The 17,873-nt window shown below is 64.4% G+C and carries 21 protein-coding genes and 2 tRNA genes; 14 read left to right on the forward strand and 9 right to left on the reverse strand.

The window, feature by feature from the left end; all coding sequences use genetic code 11:
* Position 1 precedes the first annotated feature (1 nt).
* On the forward strand, positions 2–1,048 hold the full coding sequence (locus tag C8D03_RS21715) for an acyltransferase family protein (protein WP_465246481.1): 1,047 nt from the start codon (positions 2–4) through the stop codon (positions 1,046–1,048).
* Here C8D03_RS21715 and C8D03_RS21720 read toward each other — a convergent pair.
* Positions 1,020–1,631: a CatB-related O-acetyltransferase gene (locus C8D03_RS21720; RefSeq protein ID WP_108051881.1), complete on the reverse strand. Its 612-nt coding sequence runs from the start codon at positions 1,629–1,631 to the stop codon at positions 1,020–1,022. The genes C8D03_RS21715 and C8D03_RS21720 overlap by 29 nt on opposite strands.
* 104 nt (positions 1,632–1,735) lie before the next feature.
* Complete coding sequence (locus C8D03_RS21725) at positions 1,736–3,559, reverse strand: hypothetical protein (protein WP_108049614.1); 1,824 nt, start codon at positions 3,557–3,559, stop codon at positions 1,736–1,738.
* Positions 3,560–3,834: 275 nt separating this feature from the next.
* Between C8D03_RS21725 and C8D03_RS21730 the strand changes: the two genes are divergently transcribed.
* From C8D03_RS21730 to C8D03_RS21760, 7 genes are all read left to right on the forward strand, one after another.
* Positions 3,835–4,302, forward strand: a complete 468-nt coding sequence (locus tag C8D03_RS21730) for a DUF192 domain-containing protein (protein WP_108051882.1) — start codon at positions 3,835–3,837, stop codon at positions 4,300–4,302.
* Positions 4,303–4,389: 87 nt separating this feature from the next.
* A tRNA-Pro gene (locus C8D03_RS21735) sits at positions 4,390–4,466 on the forward strand.
* A 105-nt stretch (positions 4,467–4,571) separates the two neighbouring features.
* Positions 4,572–4,877, forward strand: a complete 306-nt coding sequence (locus C8D03_RS21740) for an ETC complex I subunit (protein WP_108049616.1) — start codon at positions 4,572–4,574, stop codon at positions 4,875–4,877.
* Between the two features lie 38 nt (positions 4,878–4,915).
* Positions 4,916–4,992, forward strand: a tRNA-Arg gene (locus C8D03_RS21745).
* 581 nt (positions 4,993–5,573) lie between these two features.
* Entirely contained in the window at positions 5,574–7,073 is a 1,500-nt protein-coding gene (gene istA, locus C8D03_RS21750) for an IS21 family transposase (RefSeq protein WP_108045076.1), read from the forward strand.
* Positions 7,074–7,093: 20 nt separating this feature from the next.
* The gene (istB, locus tag C8D03_RS21755; protein ID WP_108045077.1) at positions 7,094–7,936 is read left to right on the forward strand and encodes an IS21-like element helper ATPase IstB; all 843 of its coding nucleotides are present in this window, start codon (positions 7,094–7,096) and stop codon (positions 7,934–7,936) included.
* Between the two features lie 446 nt (positions 7,937–8,382).
* The gene (locus tag C8D03_RS21760) at positions 8,383–9,450 is read left to right on the forward strand and encodes an NAD(P)H-dependent flavin oxidoreductase (protein WP_108049618.1); all 1,068 of its coding nucleotides are present in this window, start codon (positions 8,383–8,385) and stop codon (positions 9,448–9,450) included.
* 37 nt (positions 9,451–9,487) lie between these two features.
* Here C8D03_RS21760 and C8D03_RS26260 read toward each other — a convergent pair whose 3' ends face one another.
* The 6 genes from C8D03_RS26260 to C8D03_RS21780 form a co-directional block, all read right to left on the reverse strand.
* Positions 9,488–9,748 carry a hypothetical protein gene (locus tag C8D03_RS26260; RefSeq protein WP_146170257.1) on the reverse strand — a complete coding sequence of 87 codons (261 nt, stop codon included), beginning with the start codon at positions 9,746–9,748 and terminating at the stop codon, positions 9,488–9,490.
* 145 nt (positions 9,749–9,893) lie between these two features.
* Complete coding sequence (locus C8D03_RS21765; RefSeq protein ID WP_348981707.1) at positions 9,894–10,202, reverse strand: hypothetical protein; 309 nt, start codon at positions 10,200–10,202, stop codon at positions 9,894–9,896.
* 73 nt (positions 10,203–10,275) lie between these two features.
* The gene (locus C8D03_RS26540) at positions 10,276–10,560 is read right to left on the reverse strand and encodes a hypothetical protein (protein ID WP_181301365.1); all 285 of its coding nucleotides are present in this window, start codon (positions 10,558–10,560) and stop codon (positions 10,276–10,278) included.
* 81 nt (positions 10,561–10,641) lie between these two features.
* Positions 10,642–10,914 (reverse strand): hypothetical protein, encoded by a 273-nt coding sequence (locus C8D03_RS26265; RefSeq protein WP_146170258.1) that lies wholly within the window; start codon positions 10,912–10,914, stop codon positions 10,642–10,644.
* 74 nt (positions 10,915–10,988) lie between these two features.
* Positions 10,989–11,414, reverse strand: a complete 426-nt coding sequence (locus C8D03_RS21775; RefSeq protein ID WP_108049622.1) for a DUF1236 domain-containing protein — start codon at positions 11,412–11,414, stop codon at positions 10,989–10,991.
* A gap of 605 nt (positions 11,415–12,019) precedes the next feature.
* Entirely contained in the window at positions 12,020–12,268 is a 249-nt protein-coding gene (locus C8D03_RS21780; RefSeq protein WP_146170259.1) for a DUF6894 family protein, read from the reverse strand.
* A 94-nt stretch (positions 12,269–12,362) separates the two neighbouring features.
* Between C8D03_RS21780 and C8D03_RS21785 the strand changes: the two genes are divergently transcribed.
* The 5 genes from C8D03_RS21785 to tnpC all read left to right on the forward strand — a co-directional run bounded on the left by C8D03_RS21785 (position 12,363) and on the right by tnpC (position 16,023).
* Complete coding sequence (locus tag C8D03_RS21785) at positions 12,363–12,692, forward strand: hypothetical protein (RefSeq protein ID WP_108049626.1); 330 nt, start codon at positions 12,363–12,365, stop codon at positions 12,690–12,692.
* Positions 12,689–12,928, forward strand: coding sequence for a response regulator (locus C8D03_RS21790; protein WP_465246482.1), 240 nt, complete (start codon positions 12,689–12,691; stop codon positions 12,926–12,928). The genes C8D03_RS21785 and C8D03_RS21790 overlap by 4 nt, the downstream gene beginning before the upstream one ends.
* Before the next feature lie 697 nt (positions 12,929–13,625).
* Entirely contained in the window at positions 13,626–14,039 is a 414-nt protein-coding gene (locus C8D03_RS21795; protein ID WP_282568616.1) for a transposase, read from the forward strand.
* Positions 14,036–14,389, forward strand: a complete 354-nt coding sequence (gene tnpB, locus C8D03_RS21800) for an IS66 family insertion sequence element accessory protein TnpB (protein WP_108046502.1) — start codon at positions 14,036–14,038, stop codon at positions 14,387–14,389. Before C8D03_RS21795 ends, tnpB begins: the two co-directional genes overlap by 4 nt.
* Positions 14,390–14,457: 68 nt before the next feature.
* Positions 14,458–16,023 carry an IS66 family transposase gene (gene tnpC / locus C8D03_RS21805; protein WP_108046501.1) on the forward strand — a complete coding sequence of 522 codons (1,566 nt, stop codon included), beginning with the start codon at positions 14,458–14,460 and terminating at the stop codon, positions 16,021–16,023.
* A gap of 542 nt (positions 16,024–16,565) precedes the next feature.
* On the opposite strand, the gene C8D03_RS21810 is transcribed toward tnpC, so the two are convergent.
* A complete protein-coding gene (locus C8D03_RS21810) occupies positions 16,566–16,832 on the reverse strand; it encodes a hypothetical protein (protein WP_108049628.1) in 267 nt (88 codons plus the stop codon).
* A 395-nt stretch (positions 16,833–17,227) separates the two neighbouring features.
* Here C8D03_RS21810 and C8D03_RS21815 point away from each other — a divergent pair, with 395 nt between their 5' ends.
* Positions 17,228–17,848 carry a recombinase family protein gene (locus C8D03_RS21815; protein WP_108051885.1) on the forward strand — a complete coding sequence of 207 codons (621 nt, stop codon included), beginning with the start codon at positions 17,228–17,230 and terminating at the stop codon, positions 17,846–17,848.
* The last annotated feature ends 25 nt before the right edge of the window (positions 17,849–17,873 follow it).

Below are 17,873 nucleotides of genomic sequence, written 5' to 3' on the forward strand. Positions count from 1 at the left end.
GTTGCGCAGCATCAGCGTCGGCGGGGCTATGTCCGGCGGCCACAACAATTTCGGCCTGCTGCGGCTGGTGCTGGCGCTGGCCGTTGTGGTGTCGCACGCCTTCAGCGTCGCGACGGGGCGCGTCGAGGACGAGCCCTGGGCGCAGTCGACCGGCTTCACGCTGGGCGAGCACGGGGTGAACGGCTTCTTCGCGATCTCAGGCTTCCTGGTGACGATGAGCTATGACCGGCGTGGCTGGCGAGACTATGTGCTGGCCCGCACCTTGCGGATCGGGCCTGGGCTCGTCGCCGCGACGCTGGTCGTGGCGCTGCTGCTTGGCCCGGCGATGACGCGGCTCGATCTCTCCGCCTATCTCGCCCACCCGCAGCTCTGGCGCTTCATCACCGGTACGCTGACGACCTTCAAGAGCGCGACCTTCCTGCCCGGTGTCTTCGAGGACAATCCGCTGCGCTCGCCGATGGGCACCGTCTGGACGCTGAAATACGAGACGCTGTGCTATCTCGGCGTGCTGGTCGCAGGGCTTGTGGGCCTGCTTGGGTGGCCGAAGCTGGCGCTCGGGATCGGCGGCGTGCTGCTGGCGGCGACGGTGCTGCGCGAGATCGTGACGCCCGATGGCCCCAAGGGCGTCGAAACGGCGCTGCGCCTGCCGCTGATCTTCCTGACTGGGGGACTGATCTATCTGTTCCGCGCGCGCGTGCCCGTGTCGCTGCCCGGCCTTGCGGTCGCGCTGGTCGCTCTGGCATTGCTGTCGCCGACGCCGCTCTACAAGGCGGGGCTCTATCTGGTCACTGCCTGGGGCGCCCTGGTGCTGGCGCTCGCCCCGGCACTGACGCGCTGGCGCACCGACCCGCCGGCCGATCTGTCCTATGGCGTCTATCTCTATGGCTGGCCGGTACAGCAGGCGAGCCATGCGCTGTTTCCGACGATCGGCGCCTTCGCGCTGTTCTGGCCGGCGCTGGTGGTGACGCTGGTCTTGGCGATGCTGTCCTGGCTCCTCGTCGAGAAGCCGGCTCTCGCTCTCAAGCGCCGGTTGTTGCGCGGCTCCTGAGCGCGGCGAGCAATGCGTCGATCCGCTCCGACATCAAGAGCGGCATCAGTTCGTTCACGGTCTCGCGCGGGAGCTCCCACCAGCGCGTCGCGAGCAGAGCCGCAATCGTCTCCTCGCCGAAGCGCAGCCGCAGCACCCTGGCCGGGTTGCCCCCGACGATGGCGTAAGGCGGCACGTCACGGGTGACGACGGCGCGGGCAGCGATCACGGCGCCGGTGCCGATGGTGACGCCCGACAGCACCATGCATTGCGAGCCGAGCCAGACGTCGTGCCCGATCGCGACATCGCCGCGCGTCGTATGGCTGCCGGCGATCCCGGTGGCGTCAGGCCAGAGCCGCGCCAGTTCGGGGAAAGGATAGGTGGTCGCCCAATCCGTGCGGTGGTTGCCGCCAAGCAGGATTTCGACGCCGTCCGCGATCGAGCCGTAGCGGCCGATCGTCAGCTTCGCGCCGCTTTCGGGGAAGCGCACCTTGGGGCGGCCATAGGTCCAGGCCCCGACCGCGACCTGCCCGGGCCGCCGCGCGATCAGCTTCGCCAGATGCAGCCGCGTCTGGTTGTCGGGATTGAAGCGCTTCCGCAGCAGGCCGTTCGCCGCCGGTGCGAGCCCCGCCCACCAGGCGACGAGCGGGCCCGGCCGCCAATTCGTGTCCTCCGGCGGTAGAGCGCCCGCCGGATCAGTCTCCCGGCTCACTGCGCATTGGCCTTGAGGTCGATCTTGTCGAGGATCTCGGTCGGGTCGGTGATCGCGATCACGTCGGCGAGGCCGAGTCCGCTCGCCGATCTGGCGCTGGCCTCGACCGTGAGCGTGCCGGGCTTGGCGGCAAAGCGCGACACCGCCGCCGTCAGCGTCTTGGCCGCGTCGGAGGGGCCGAGGATCGAGGCGAGGCCGAGGCTCGCGATCATCGCGAATTGCTGGCGCATCTCGTCGGGCTTGCGGCCGGCCTTGCGGGCCTCGTTGGCGATCAGCTTCTCGACCAGCCCGAAATTCTCAAGCCTGGCGGTGAGGCCGCGCGCGGTCGCACCCAGCGCCGCGACCTGGGCGAGCGCGGTGTCGCTCGAGAACAGGTCCTTCGTGACGTTGCCGAGCGTGGCCGAGGCCTCGAGCCGGGCGAGGCCGGCGCCGCCGAAAGCGATCTGGCGAATCGCGAGCTCGTTGCGCGCGGCCTCCCAGGCGAGGTCGAGCTTCGCCGAGAGATCGAGCGAGCGGATCCCCATCGCGATCATGTCGCGGGCAGCCGGGTTGCCGGCGCCTTCGATGATCGGTGCGACGAGCTTGTCGATGGTCAGGACGAGGCTGGTCGGGATGCCGTTGAGCTGTTCGCCGGCCTTCAGCTCGAAAGTGCCGAGTCCGATCTTGATCGGCTGGCCGCCTGGCAGCATCGGCGGGGCATCGACCGAGAGACCGGCCAGCCGGATGGTGCCGAGGATCGGGATGTAGCGACGCCAGTCGATCGTGTCGTTATCCGTCTCGGGCTTGGCCAGCGCGGCCTGGAGTTCGCGAATCACGGGTGTGAAGGAGAAGCCGGAATAGCTGATCGAATCGATCAGCCCCTTGCCGCCGCCGCCCCCGAACTGCAGCCCTTCGAGAGCAAAACCGGATTTTGCCGCGGTGTCCTCGCCATAGGCGATGCGGGCGATCTTCACCTCGACCGGGTCCGGCTTCGCGCCAGGCTTGCCATCGGGCTTCGGGTTGACGACGTTCATCGTCATGTCGCGGATTTCGCCGCTGCCGTAATCGATCCGGTCGTAGAGTGCGAGCAGGGACAGGCCCATGCGCTTCTCGGCCTCGCGCCTTGCGGGGTCCTGCTTGTCGCCGGGAGTGTTGACCTCCTCGGACGTCGCCATGACGCGGTTGAGCACCTCGCCCAGCGGCTCTTCGCCGACGCGGGCGGCGAAGTCGCGGCCGACCATCCGGCCGAAGCTCACCTTGCCGGCCGCGCCCATATCGACCGTGTAACCGTCCTGCTCGAAGCGCCGGAACAGCGGCTTGGCCGGCTCGCTGGCGCCCGGCGGTGTGCGCTCGGTCACGACCCGGGCGGTATGACGCAGGTCGAGCCCCTCGAAGCCGAGACGCTTCAGCGTGCCGGTCATCTTTCCGGCGGCCGGGCTCTCGCCGGTCAGCGTGCCGCCGGTCGATTCGCCGCGCGCGACCTTGCCATCGCGGATCTCCGAGAAACGGACGTCGCGATAGGTCGTGACCTGTCGCTGCTTGCCCTGGCTGTGCTCGAAGACGAGCTCGGGGGCGGTGATCTCGGTGGCGTTCAACCGCCCGATGCGCGCGACCGCGCTCTCGCCGCTGCCGGTGTTCAGCAGCGTGGCGAAGGCCTCGCGCTCCAGCGCCGAGCCCTTGACGAGCAATTTGGGCGCCGAGATCACCATCGCCCCGAAATCGAGCCGGACATTGTCGAGCTGGAAATCGGCCGCCGCCACGGGCCGCGCCAGAACCAGCAGGGCGAGTGCGAGGGCGGCGGTGGCGCAAGGGGCCGGCCGGCGAAGGCGCGGAGCGGTCATGACGATCTCCTGTTCTGTGGGCGCGACCCTGCCGCAAGCAGGCCGCCAAGGAAAGACGACAACGCCGAAGATGCTGACGAAAAGCTTGACCGGCGGGCTGCCTTGGCCGGTATCTGTCGAAGAAATGCCATCTCCGGCGTCATAGGATCGGAGGATGCAGCGTCATGGAGCTGAGACCGATGCAGGCCCATATCCGGCAAGCCAAGACCCCGCGGGCCAAGCCCCCGCGGACCAAGACCCGTTTTTCCGCCGCCGGCGTCGCGGCGGCCTGCATCATGCTCGCCGGCACCCTGGCGATTCCCGTTCCGGCGCTCGCACAGCCGCTGCGACTGGCGCAGGCCGCGCCGGCAGGGCAGGCGGCCTCGGCCCTGGAAACACTGTCGATCCTCAGCGGCGACAAGCGCCACGCCTTCCAGGTCGAGGTGATGCGCACCCCCGAGCAGCGGGCGAGGGGCTTGATGCATCGCCGCTACATGCCGGCCGATCGCGGCATGCTGTTCGACTTCGCGCGCGTCGAGCCGGTGGCGATGTGGATGGAGAACACTTTCATTCCGCTCGACATGCTGTTCATCCGGGCGGACGGCACGATCGCGCGCATCGCCGAGAACACCGAGCCGCTGTCGCAGCGCACGATTCCCTCGGGCGAGCCGGTGCTGTCGGTGCTGGAGATCAATGGCGGCGTCAGCCGGACGCTCGGAATCAAGCCGGGCGACCGCGTCGAGCACGTGCTGTTCAAGCGCTGAGCCCAGTCAAACGCCGGGCTTGCCGGCTTTCGCTTGCGGCGCAGGCGCGTGACGTGATAGCCAACCGCGACGCGTGGAATGACAAGTCGGGGTATAGCGCAGCCCGGTAGCGCATCTGCTTTGGGAGCAGAGGGTCCCAGGTTCGAATCCTGGTGCCCCGACCATTCCGGGTGTTTCGCAAGGCCCGCGCGAGCGCGGGCGGCGAGGAATTCGAGACCGTCCAGCGGATCAGATGATCCGGGATATCAGGTGAGGGCCGAGCGAGAGCCATGACCGCACGCATCTACCGCCCCGCCCGCACGGCCATGCAGTCCGGCACCGCCAAGACCGAGCGCTGGCTGCTCGAATATGAGCCCGAGCAGCCGCGCCAGATCGAACCGCTGATGGGCTGGACCTCGTCCGGCGACATGAAGAGCCAGCTCAAGCTCTGGTTCGACAGCGAGGCCGAGGCTGTCGCCTATGCCACGCGCAACGGCATCGCCTATCGCGTCGAGCAGCCCAACGAACCGGCGCGCCGGACCGTCGCCTATTCCGACAATTTCAAGTATTCGCGTCTGGGACAGTGGACGCACTGAATTTTTGAGACAGGCGAGGGCGCCGCGCCTTCGCTCACGGGCCCGTAGCTCAGATGGATAGAGCAGCAGCCTTCTAAGCTGCTGGTCGCTGGTTCGAATCCAGCCGGGCTCGCCACTATTGTTTTTATTAAGGAATTTCGCGTTTTAGGACTGGTTTGCCGAGGTCGTTAGGACCGGTTTTTAGGACCGCTTTTCGCGGCATGAAGTCGGCCAGCACTACGGTCTTCGAGGCCGTTCGGTTCGCCAAGACGCTCGTGGTCTCGTCGTGGTCGATGATGGTCAGCGGCAGCTTCGGCCACTCACGTGGCCCGCGCCGATCGTCGCCGGATGGTCGAGGAGACGCTCGGGGAACTGCCGGGCGAGCCGCCGAGCACAGCGGTCGAGATGCTGAGCTTAGAAAATGGGACGGTGCGCATATCGCGTGGGACGCTGCGCATAGATGCGCTGTGCCGGACTAAGAATGCTCGCATGATCGACGAGGGGTGAGCGCGTCGCGCCCACCCGGCTCGCGTCGGATGACCGGGCCGGGCAACTTCGGCCGCTGCGCGACCTCGACCCGCCCGCTCACCCGCCGATGCCTTCGTCATGTGCAGGGCGGTGACAAAACCATCCAATGAAGCGCCGTCGTTTGTGCTGGCGCGGGCGGCGTAAAAGCCATCCATTTGGATAGGCTGATCCCTTTTGGGGTTGGCGGGGATGTTCGCGGTGGAGGTCTACGCGGCGGTTCGGCAGTTCGTGTTCAATCAGGGGAAGAGCCGCCGGGAGGCGGCGCGTGTTTTTGGTCTGAGCCGCGAGACGATTGCGAAGATGTGCCGGTTCTCGCTGCCGCCGGGGTACACGCGAACGAAGCCTGCCGGGAAGCCGAAGTTGGGTCCGTTGCTGCCGGTGATCGACGCAATCCTGGAGGCTGACCGGAGCGCGCCGGTGAAGCAGCGCCATACGGCCAAGCGGATCTTCGAGCGCCTGCGCGACGAGCATGGTTTCGCTGGCGGCTACACGGTGGTGAAGGATTACGTGCGGATCGGCCGGGCGCGTGGGCGCGAGACCTTCGTGCCGCTGGCGCATCCGCCGGGACACGCCCAGGTGGATTTCGGCGAGGCGATCGCGGTGATTGGCGGGGTTCGGCAGAAGATCCATTTCTTCTGCATGGACCTGCCGCAGTCGGACGCCTGCTTCGTGAAGGCCTATCCCCGCGAGACGACGGAAGCGTTCCTGGACGGCCATGTCTCGGCCTTCGGCTTCTTCGAAGGGGTGCCGCTGTCGATCCTGTACGACAACACGCGCATCGCGGTGGCGAAGATCTGCGGCGACGGCAAGCGCGAGCGAACCCGCGCCTTCACCGAGCTGGTCAGCCATTATCTGTTCCGGGATCGCTTCGGCCGTCCAGGCAAGGGCAACGACAAGGGCAAGGTCGAGGGCCTGGTGAAGTACGCCCGCTCCAACTTCATGACGCCGATCCCGGTGGTGGCAAGCTTTGAGGCGCTGAACGCCAGGCTGGCTGAGCGTTGCCGTCTCCGGCAGGGGGAACGAGCCGGGCGGCATGCCGGGACGATCGGAGAACGGCTTGTCGCCGATCTGGCGGCGTTGCGCGACCTGCCGGCCGTGCCGCTGGAGCCGTGCGAGAAGCGCAGCGCGCGGGTCTCCTCGACCGCATTGGTGCGCTACCGCTCAAACGATTACTCCGTGCCCACAGCTTACGGCTTTCAGGATGTCGTGGTGAAGGGCTTCGTCGATGCGGTCGTGATCCTGTGCGGTGGCGCCGAGATTGCCCGTCACCCGCGCTGCTATGGCGAAGGCGTGTTCGTCTCCAACCCACTGCATTATCTCGCCCTGATCGAGACCAAGCCCAATGCGCTCGACCAGGCGGCGGCGCTCCAGGGCTGGGATCTGCCCGAGGCCTTCCAGCACCTGCGCCATCTGCTGGAGGCGCGCATGGGCAACCGTGGCAAGCGCGAGTTCATCCAGGTGCTGCGGCTGATGGAGGCGATGCCGCGAGATATGGTGACCTTCGCGGTGACCGAGGCGATCCGCCTCGGTGCCATCGGCTTCGACGCGGTCAAGCTGATCGCGCTGGCGCGGATCGAGCGCAGGCCCGCCCGTCTCGACCTGTCGGCCTATCCCCATCTGCCGAGGACGACGGTCAGGACAACCGCGGCCGCCGACTATGCCGTGCTCCTGCCGGAGGAAGCGGCATGACCAGTAACACCAGCGACGCGATGCCGGCGGGAACGACCAGCGGCACGCCGCAGGTCCTGCTGGCGCATCATCTCAAGCAGCTGAAGCTGCCGACGGTGCTGCGCGAGTACGACAAGGTCGCCCGCGAATGCGCGCGCGATGGCGTCGATCATCCGCGCTATCTGCTGCGCCTGATCGAGCTCGAACTGATCGACCGCGAGCGCCGCACGGTCGAGCGGCGCATCCGGGCGGCGCGCTTCCCGGCGGTGAAGAGCTTCGACACCTTCGACTTCGCCGCCATCCCCGACCTCAACAAGATGCTCGTCCTGGAGCTGGCACGCTGCGGTTATCTCCTGCGCCGGGAGAACATCATCGCGCTCGGCAATAGCGGCACCGGCAAGACCCATGTCGCGCTCGCACTTGGCCTGGCGGCTTGCCAGAAAGGCTTCTCCGTCACGTTCACGACGGCGGCTTCTCTGGTCAACCAGTTGCTGGAGGCCCGCGACGAGCGCCGCCTGCTCAAGCTTCAGCGCGATCTGCAGGCGGTCAAGCTGCTCATCGTCGACGAACTTGGCTACGTGCCGTTGTCGCCGACCGGAGCCGAGCTCTTGTTCGAGACCTTCTCGCAACGCTACGAGCGCGGCTCGACCATCGTCACCTCGAACCTGCCCTTCGAGGACTGGACCTCGGTCCTGGGATCGGAGCGTCTCACCGGCGCACTGCTCGACCGGCTCACCCACCACGTCAGCATCCTGGCCATGAACGGCGACAGCTACCGGCTCAAACAATCCGCCGGCCGACGCCGCGCTATCGCCGCGGCGGAGCAAAACCAGGCCACCGTCGAGCACATCGATCCAAACACCGGCGAGATCACCGAAAGCTGATCAGAAACGAACGCGACGATAAGCCAAGGGCCCCGATCGGGGCCCTTGGCTTATCGTCCTCCGGCGCCATCGCTGGCCTGGTTTTGCTCCGCCACGCTGGCCTGGAAACCGACCGCCGTTGACAGCGTTCACATTAGTCTGTGTCGATCCGGTCGTGTGCGATGCCACACGACCCTGCCCCTGTGGCGCGGCGTGGCTTTGGGCTCAGATGCCCGGAAATCCGTGGCAAATAGCTTTGGTTTCGAAATGGCTGACCCGTGCAAACGTTTCTTAGTACGGAATGGCACGGGACGAACTGGATGTAGATCGGACTGGCCCGAACATCGACCTTGCGCCGTCACCAGAGCGCCGAGGGCATGCAGGTCGTTCTCATTGACACGCGCGGAAATCGCACCCGGAATGTCGGAATAAGCCGAGAGCTATCTCGCGACGATGGGACGTAGATCATGAAGTTCGACCGCCGCATCCAGGACCTGTTCGGCATCGACCTACCGATCATCCAAGCGCCGATGGCGGGCTCAGTGGGCTCTGAAATGGTCATCGCAGTTTCCGAGGCCGGGGGGATGGGCTCGCTCCCATGTGCGATGCTTTCGGTCGAACAGGCGCGCGCGGAGATCGGCATCATTCGGCAACGCACATCCCGCGCTATCAACCTCAACTTCTTCTGCCATACCCCGCCGCTACCAGCCCCCGAGCGCGAGATAGCCTGGAAAGCGCACTTAGAGCCTTACTACCGGGAACTCGGGCTTGATCCTCAAGCACCAATACCCAATGCGGCCCGAACGCCGTTCAACAGCGAGATGTGCGATGTCATTGCTGAGTTCCGGCCGGAGGTCGTGAGCTTCCACTTCGGGCTGCCCGAGGCCGGTCTCGTCGATCGGGTGAAGGCGACCGGCGCTAAAGTCATCTCTTCAGCAACGTCCGTCGATGAAGCGCGGTGGCTCGAGGGCCAAGGTTGCGATGCGATCATTGCCCAAGGTTACGAGGCCGGTGGGCATCGCGGAATTTTCCTTTCCGACGACATACGTACGCAAGCCGGAACCATGGCTCTTGTGCCGCAGGTCGTAGACGCAGTGCGAGTGCCGGTCATCGCGGCAGGCGGGATAGCCGACGCACGTGGAATAGTTGCCGCGTTCGCGCTTGGAGCTTCGGCCGTGCAGATCGGGACGGCGTTCCTTCTATGCCCTGAGGCAAAGACCAGCGCCGTCCATCGCGCTGCGTTGAAGACCGCGAAGGACAACAGCATGGTGCTAACAAACGTTCTTACAGGCCGACCCGCGCGAGGCATCCTAAATCGCTTACTGCGCGAGGTCGGACATCTCTCCGATCTTGCTCCCGCCTTTCCACAAGCGGGTAGCGCGGTTGCGCCGCTCCGGGCCAAAGCGGAAGCGGCCGGATCGGGGGACTTCTCGCCATTGTGGGCAGGGCAGTCAGCAGCGTTGGCGCGGGAGATGCCAGCGGGTGATCTGACACGCCAACTCGCTGATGGCATGCTCGCTGCATTGCGGAGCTAGAGGTAGAGTGACAAGCTCCAAAAGGCGCTACCTCAGATTAGGTCTTTGACTTTCCGGTATCTGAAACTCGTGCTCCTCGGCTTCGGCTGACGTTTTCCACATGCGTTCCCTGAATTCCAGGAGCCATGTCGGTCGGATCGACCTGGGCCTTTTGCACGCCGCCCTCGTGCGATGTCCGGTGTTCCGGGGTTGTCGTCTGTGATCCGGCGTCGTTCTTCATTCGCAATGCCTTCGCCGCGTTCTTTTCCAACTCGGTTGCCCCGCCGGGCTGTTTCGACCATTTTTTAGGATCGAGCATGGTTATCCTCCCTTATTTTCGGCCGATGCGATTCTATGCGCGTTGCCTGTGGGACAACTCGCCAACGCGGTCTTTGTGCCGGTGGGCACGAAAGCTACGACATACAAGCGGCAGCAAGGTCCAGACCCGAATAGTGATCAGCCCGCTATTTACTTGCGACCCACTTTCGAAACCGAGCCCATCGATCAGCGCCTGATAACGTAAAGCGCGCCACCGGCTTCTGGAGAAACGGAACATCGGCGGCGAGCAACAGGAGCCCAAGCGGCAACATCCAGATACCAAGTCCCGGCAGAATTGAAAAAATGCCGCCCATCATGAGCAGAATACCGACCGGTAAGCGAAGCCATCGCGAAGCAGGGTGGCGAAGCCAGCGCAGGCCAGCGCCGAGCCAAAGCGGCACCTCCTGCTCGAAGCGTCTGAAAGCCTGCCGTAGGGCCTGCTTGCCTTTGGGCATTGTGCCTATTCCTATCATTTTCAGCGCAACAAGCGCGACGATCTCGGCCGACCGAGACCGTCGCGGCGCAAAGTCACCAGGAGCGGTAGTAGCCGAAGTCGCGGGCGCGCCGCCCATAGGCCCGAGCGTGCGGCGGGGGACCTCCATAATAGCGACCGTAGCCACGCCCCTGGTCCCAATGACGGGACTTTCCCCAACCCTTATGGCCCTTGTAACCGTGACCACCTTTTTTGATCTGCTCAATGTGATCGGGCGTCTCAATGGTTGTCAGGCTCGCTACCGGGGAGGCGCGGGAAGTCGATGGCATGATGGAGCCCAAGCCCATCATGGTCACTGCGATAAGAACGAATGTGCGCATTGGTCTCTCCTTCGGTTGCACCGGTTTGAAGAGCAAGCGGTTGGGTCTGCGACCAAATCCAACCGCTGAAAAAATGCTGTGTCAGTCGCAGATTCGCATCCGGCGAACGACGACCTCGCCGTAGCGATTGACGCGACGCTTGATGACCATGCGGCAATCGTCATCGTCATCGTAGACGGGGCCACGGAAGCCACGTCGTTCTCCCGCAAAGCGGTAGCCACGGGGCTCGTGATAGCGTGGACCATCATAGCCGGGCCGGTCGATCCCAAGCTCGAACTGGACCTGTGCTTGGGCCGGAGCGGTGAAGGCGGCGGTAGCCGCGACAGCAGCGGCGATCAGGATTGGCCTTAACATGGCGTCTCTCCTTAAGTTGATCAGATGAGCCCGATCGAAAGAAGCCCACCCCGTGAGGGGTGGGCTTCCGCTGATCACTCGATGATCTGAACGATCTTGCGCGTCTTCGGCTCGACCAGGACCGTCTGGTCGTTGACGACCGTGTAGCGGTACTCGGTCTTGCCGTACTTGGTCGGGACTTCGCGATACGTGACAGTCTCGGGCAGGGTCGCGCCGACCACGACCTTCTCGCGATACGCCACCGAAGGCACCTTCTGCTCCTTCACGTAGGTGCGGAACTCGGTGCGGTTGTCGGCGGAAATGCCACCGACGATCGCGCCAGCCGCAGCACCACCAACTGCGCCGACAGCGGCACCGGCCGGACCGCCGACAATCGCGCCACCGACAGCGCCAGTCGCAGCGCCGCCCGCAGCACCACCGGCTGCACCGGAGCTAGACTGAGCGAAGACAGTTGCGGGGGCTAAGGCGAGGGCCGCTACAAGAGCAATGTGCTTGATCATGATCTTCTCCCTTTTTGACCGGGCTTCATGCCCTTTAGTCGAATTAAAAACTGCGGACAAAGCCGTCAGTTCCATGAATAACCGTTCATAATGAGAGGCTTAGCGAGAACCGGCGGGAGCTAGATCGCTCAGGGTTGTGCCAGTACTCGCAGGAGGTTCGGCGCACGTGCGGATTTTGCCCGCAGGAACTTTGCTGAGCCCGCAACGTATGAACTGAACAAGGCAGCGTTTTGGGGAGGCCGCGATGATATCGCAATTGGCAGTGCTGATGATCCCGAGCGCGATATTGCTGGCAAACCACGCACAGCCCGATGCGGACGTGTCTTACACCTGTAAATTCGAGGCCGGTGTGATCGTGATTGATCATCCTCAGGCAACGGGCCGGGCGACCGTCCAAATTGGTGGAGATGCCCGGCCCTACATTGTGGACGAGCAAAAGCTGGTGCCCATGGAAGCGGGCTTGCCGACCTATTATTTCCAGTCAGAACTGAAGCGATGGAAGAGGCTCAATCAGAGCGGCGAGACGGTCGAAACGACGGTCTGCAAATCGGCCATCTCCTCATCCAAAGCTGACGCGCGAACCCCTCCCGCCGTGACGAACAGTCCTAATGGCGATCGGGCGTCAGAGGTCGGATTTCAAGCTCCATCCCATCCACCACCGTCCCCGCTTCATCACGCACGATGAGAGCGACCTTAGCTGGTCCAGGTGGGAGTTCAGCGACCATTTCGCGCAAGGCTTCGTCTGCAACTTGGCGCGCCGCTTCGACGCTCGGCAATTCGAGCGCCGCGTCCGGCTTTAGCATGTTCTGACGTTTATCGGCGTGCCGGATCGCCGCAAAGTGAAATCGCTTCATGGTCACCTCCATCATCTAGCCAACTAGCCGAGCAACGTGACGGAACTTGGGAAGGCGCGGGGCGTAGTAGAGTGGCGGGAATCTGGAGAACGTTATGATCTCACACATTGCGGTTCTTTTCGCGCCGATGGTTTTTGCCTTAGTCGCAGATACCGATCCCGTCACTAACCCGGTTTATACCTGCCCATTCAAGGCCGGTCAGGTCGTCATTGAGCAGGCCGAGCCTTCGGGTGACGTGATAGTCCAAGTCGATGGGCAGGCCCGGCCGTATGTCATGGACAAGCTGAAACTCGTCCCGAAGGATCGGGGTCTGCCCTCCTTCCTGTTCCAGCCGGACCTGAAGCGCTGGCAATGGCTCAACGACCAGGGCGACCCCACAGAGAGTGTTGGATGTACCGAGAAGCCATCACTTAAAACGGGCTGACGGACAACGGCGAGAATACCTTCGATCTTGTGATCACGGATCAGGCGATGCCACGCATGACAGGCGTGCAGTTCGCCTCTGAGGTGCGGGCAGTCCATCCCGATCAACCGATCTTGATTGCCACGGGCTATGCAGAGTTGCCCCCCGGCGTAGACCTGCCTCGGCTGAACAAACCATTCGACCAGACGGCGTTGACCCGAGCGATAACGGCTTGCCTGGAGGCTCACGGTCGATGAGGCGGGCGCGACGCTTGTAGAGTGTCCAGACGTTAAACGGATTTCTGCGCAACCCGCCTCTTATCCCTCACCCCCCAAGGGCAGGTCTTTTAGCCGCCGAGCCAAGAGTATGCCCAAAAAGTACCGTAAACGAGCAGAGCAAGCCAAGCCACTATGACTATACTCAAAACCGAGGCAAATGACCGCTCATGAACGGGCGCTAGTTGACTGATGGAAGCGTCCGCCTCTGCTGGATCGGTATTCTCTCCAGCGTCCAAGGGCCGGTGTGATCGCTTGGTAGATGTCATCTTCTCCTCCCGAAATGACGTGAAAAACGTCGCAGCGGAGGAAAGTTTCCAGGCACGTTAGAAAAAATCTAAACTCATGCCTAGCTGCGACGGAGCGCTTTTGCTGGTCGTCTGGGAGAGCCCGCTGACCGAATAACTCGGGCGTCAGTCGATCTCATAGACCGCCTTGCGCATGGCAGGAGGTAGAGGACGCCAATGAGTCGGCTGCCATTCTAGGTCCCGCCCTATGTCGTCGATCCAGGCCGCACTGCTCTTCGAAGCGTCACCATCGAGAATTTTCCGCAATCGGGCATTCTGGACGAGATTACCGTAAGCGCCACGCCGGTCCCCTCGTGTGGGGCGGGAGGTGAATGTGCCAAGAGTCCTCTGATCGCGAGAGACGGAGGGCTTGGGTGGGAGCGGACGGCAAAATGGACGTCCATTTGGACGTCTCGACACCTGGCTACGTAGGCCGACTTGAGGTTGTTGAGGGTCCGACGGGTCGGCGGGTTCGCTCGGCGTCGGAGAAGGCGCGGATCGCGGCGGAGAGCCTGATGCCGGGGTCGCAGGTGACGGCGGTTGCCCGCAAGCATGGCGCGACGCGCTGGCAGGTTTATGATTGGCGGCGTCGCCTTCGTCAGGGACAGTTGGCCCTTCCGGAGAGCCGGGAGCCGCTGTTCGCGCCGCTGCTGGTGGAAGAAGCGCCGTCGCCCCGACCGCCGACGAAGCCGCCGAAATCGACGCTGGCGAAGGTTGAGATCGTGATCGACGGCATGGTGATCCGCACGACGGTCGAGGTCGAGCGGTTGGCGCAGGTGATCCGTGCGGTGCGGGCCTCGCGATGATTGCGCCGGGCGCCGATCTGAAGATCTACATGGCGACGCGACCTGTCGACTTCCGGCGCGGCCTCGACGGGCTGGCCGCGGCGGCGCAGGAGGTCCTCGGCCTTGATCCCTATAGTGGCGCGGCCTTCGTCTTCCGCGCCAAAAGGGCCGACCGGATCAAGATTTTAGTCTGGGATCGCACCGGGCTGGTGCTGGTGCACAAGCGCCTGGAGGGCTCGAAGTTCGTGTGGCCGCAGGTTCGCGACGGCGTGATGAGACTGTCACCGGCGATGTTTGCGGCGTTGTTCGAGGGGCTGGATTGGCGCTTGGTTCGGCCTGAGAGAGTTCGGCGTCCGCAGCTCGCCGGGTGAGTGCGGCAGACTGACTCAGGTCCGTGCCAGGCATGGCGCAGACGGCGGATCCGTGCTCGAAATAGTGGATGAACGTCGCAGTTCTCCATGGTGAGGTCGAGCGTCTGAAGGCCGAGCTGGCGCAGACGCAAGAGGCCCTGGCTCAGTCCGAGGAAGCGCGGCGGCGGCTGGAGAGCATCGTCAGCGACCTCCAGCGCGAGAAGTTCGGCTCCCGATCCGAGAAGCTCTCCGGCGAGCAATACCATCTACCGCTGGAGGACGTCGAAATCGCCCAGGGCGTGCTCGATGCCGCCCATGAGAAGGCGCAGCGGATCATCGAGGGCCGCCCGGACGGCGCCTGTGCTTCTCACCGGCGCAACCGCGGTCACCTGCCGGCCCATCTGCCGCGGGTGGAGCGGATCATCGAGCCGCAGAGCAGGCTGTGTCCGTGCGGCTGCGGCGAGATGTCCAGGATCGGCGAGGACGTCAGCGAGCGGCTGGACGTGGTGCCGGCGCAGTTGCGCGTGCTGGTCACCCGCCGCCCGAAATATGCTTGCCGCCGCTGCTCGGGCGCGGTCGTGCAGGCCCATGCTCCCGAGCATGTGGTGCCGGGCGGCCTGCCGACCGAGGCGCTGATCGCCCAGGTCATCGTCGCCAAGTTCGGCGATCACCTGCCGTTCTATCGGCAGGCCGAGATCTATGCGCGCCAGGGCATCCGGCTCGATCGCGCGACACTGGGCAACTGGGCCGGCCGGGCCTGCTTCCATCTCAAGCCCATCGCCGAGCGCATGCGCTGGCATCTGGCCGCGGCGGGTCGTCTGTTCATGGACGAGACCACCGCACCGGTGCTCGATCCCGGACGCGGCAAGGTCAGGAAGGGCTTCTTCTGGGCGATCGCTTCCGATGACCGCGGCCATGGCGGCCAGGGCCCGCCCATCGTGCTGTTCCACTATGCGCCGGGACGCAGTGGCGAGCATGCCGAACGCTTCCTTCAGGGCTTCCGCGGGCAGTTCCTGCAGGTCGACGCCTATGAGGGCTACGATCGGCTGACGCGCCTGGAGAGGCCGCAGGGGCCATGGAGGCTCGTCCATTGCTGGGCTCATCTGCGCCGACGCTTCGTCAAGCTGGCGCGCAACACCAAATCGCCGATCGCCGAGGCGGCGATACGCCAGATCGCGGCGCTCTATGCCATCGAGGCAACGGTTCGCGGTGTCTCGCCGCAACTGCGGCTTGCCGCCCGGCGGGAGCATTCCACGCCGATCATCACCGCCCTGAAACCGTGGTTCGAGAAGCAACTGTCGCTGATCTCCTCCGGCTCCAGGCTGGCCGAAGACATCCGCTACGGGCTCGCCCACTGGGAGGGGCTCACCCGCTTCCTTGACGATGGCCGCCTCGAGCTCGACACCAACCCGGTTGAAAACGCGATCAGGCCCGTCTGCCTGACCCGAAAAAATGCTCTGTTCGCCGGCCACGAGGTCGGCGCCGAAAACTGGGCACTGCTCTCGTCCCTCGTCGCCACATGCAAGCTCAACGACGTCAATCCCGTCGCCTATCTCGCTGAAACCCTCGACGCCGTCATCAACGGCCACCCACAAAGCGCCGTCGAAGATCTCATGCCATGGCGCTTCCGGAAAACCTCAACCCCAAATCCGTAGGGCCCCGGCAGGGCGCTTACAGATTACCGTCAGTCACCTCCACTACGTCGCTGTACGTCTTCGGGAGTGGCGGCCCGCCTAATTTCCAACCGGTCATAAGTCCTCTTTATCGCCATCGCGTCGGGCTTGGAGCAGGCGGCACAATGGCTCGCAACTGTGACGCACTGTCCTGATGCGCGGCCACGAATTTCTTTGCTTCGCTCACAAACAACAGCCACGTGGGAACATCGCTGCTCATCAGGCTATCAATGAATGGCCTAGCGCCAGTGATTGCCGGTAGCGCCCCATCCAGGGGCTGGTCGGGGTCCAATCGCCGCGATCGACACATGGCACACGCGATCCGAATGATCCGGGCATGGCCGCTTCCCTCCGGCCGATAAGCGTACACATCGTCCTTTACCGGCGGAACGGCAAAGATGAGACAGGGTGGGGAGCGGTCTGCCCGTTAAGGGACGCCCCCTACCAGCGCGCAAGAGGGCCTAAAGTCCCGTTACGTCAGTAATCTGAACAGAATAGAACCAACGCGGGACTGAAATAGGAATTCAAATCCGGCCGGGCAGCATTGTGCCGGACTGGCCGGTGGCCTGATTTCGGTCGGCGGTCGATATGAACCTCTCCAAAGCCAGCCGGGCGAGATCGGTATCGGTCTTTGCGTGCGGGAATAGTGCCGCGACTGCGTACGCCAGCCGCGTCCGTTCGCGAGTGCGATCTTCCTCGGCGATTGTGTCGCGCACCTCAGCCCAAACGGCGTCGAGCGCGCCTTGGACCCGCGCCAGATCGCTGGGATCGTTGAATGACGAGAACGGCATTGTGGTCCCCCCGGAACCGCGCAACGCACCTACTATTCAACAAGGCATCCGCACGACGCAACCGTATCTGCGGCTACATGCCAGCCGTGGCCATTCCTATGCCGAGCATCCCAAGGGATGTGCTCACCGCTCCGACGGGATCGGTCGCGGCCAAGGAAATCTCTGGCCTAGTCTCGGTGGTTTTCGTCTCTTTCGCATTCAGATCATCCGGCCAGACGTTCCCCACCCCTCCATTCACCGCTGTACCAAAAACCCTCCCGCTCCCGCAGACCTCGCAGGTCCCATAAACCTCTGCAAACACGGGCCTGACGCTCGGCCGCGAGAGCCGTGCAGACCGTAGCTAGAACCATCTGTTTTTGATTGCGGTCTGGACGATCCATGAGAGGGTCGAGACCATGAAGCGCGTCGCCCTCTACGCCAGGGTCTCGGTCGCCCGCAGCAGCCAGACCACCGAGAACCAACTGCGCCTGCTCCAGGATGCCGCTGCGCGCCTGGGCTGGACCATCGTCGCCGTCCATACCGACGAAGGCATCAGCGGCGCGAAGAGCCGGGAGAAGCGGCCGGGCTACGACGCCTTGTTGAAGGGCGTCACCCGAGGTGAGTACGACCTCGTCGCAGCATGGTCGGTGTGCAGGCTGGGCAGGTCCCTCCAGGACCTCGTCGCTTTCCTCGCCGATCTCCAGAGCCGAGAGACGGGGCTCTACCTGCACGTCCAGGGCCTCGACACCTCGACGCCATCAGGCAGGATGTTGTTCGGCATGATCTCGGTCTTCGCCGAGTTCGAGCGGGCGATGATCCGCGATCGCATCCTGGCTGGGCTCGATCGGGTCCGGGAGACGAAGCGGCTGGGCCGCCCGCCGATGTCGATCGAGAAGACCGAAGCCATCCGCACCATGCTGGCCCAGGGGCTGGGCGTGCGCGAGACGGCCCGACGAACCGGAGCCGGGACCGCTACGGTGCAGCGGCTGAAGCGCGCGATGGCGGTCGAGGACGGTGAGGAGACCGTGGCGGCGTAGCCTGCTTCATCCTGGTCTACATGGA

The organism is Bosea sp. 124, assembly GCF_003046175.1.
Lineage (GTDB): Bacteria > Pseudomonadota > Alphaproteobacteria > Rhizobiales > Beijerinckiaceae > Allobosea.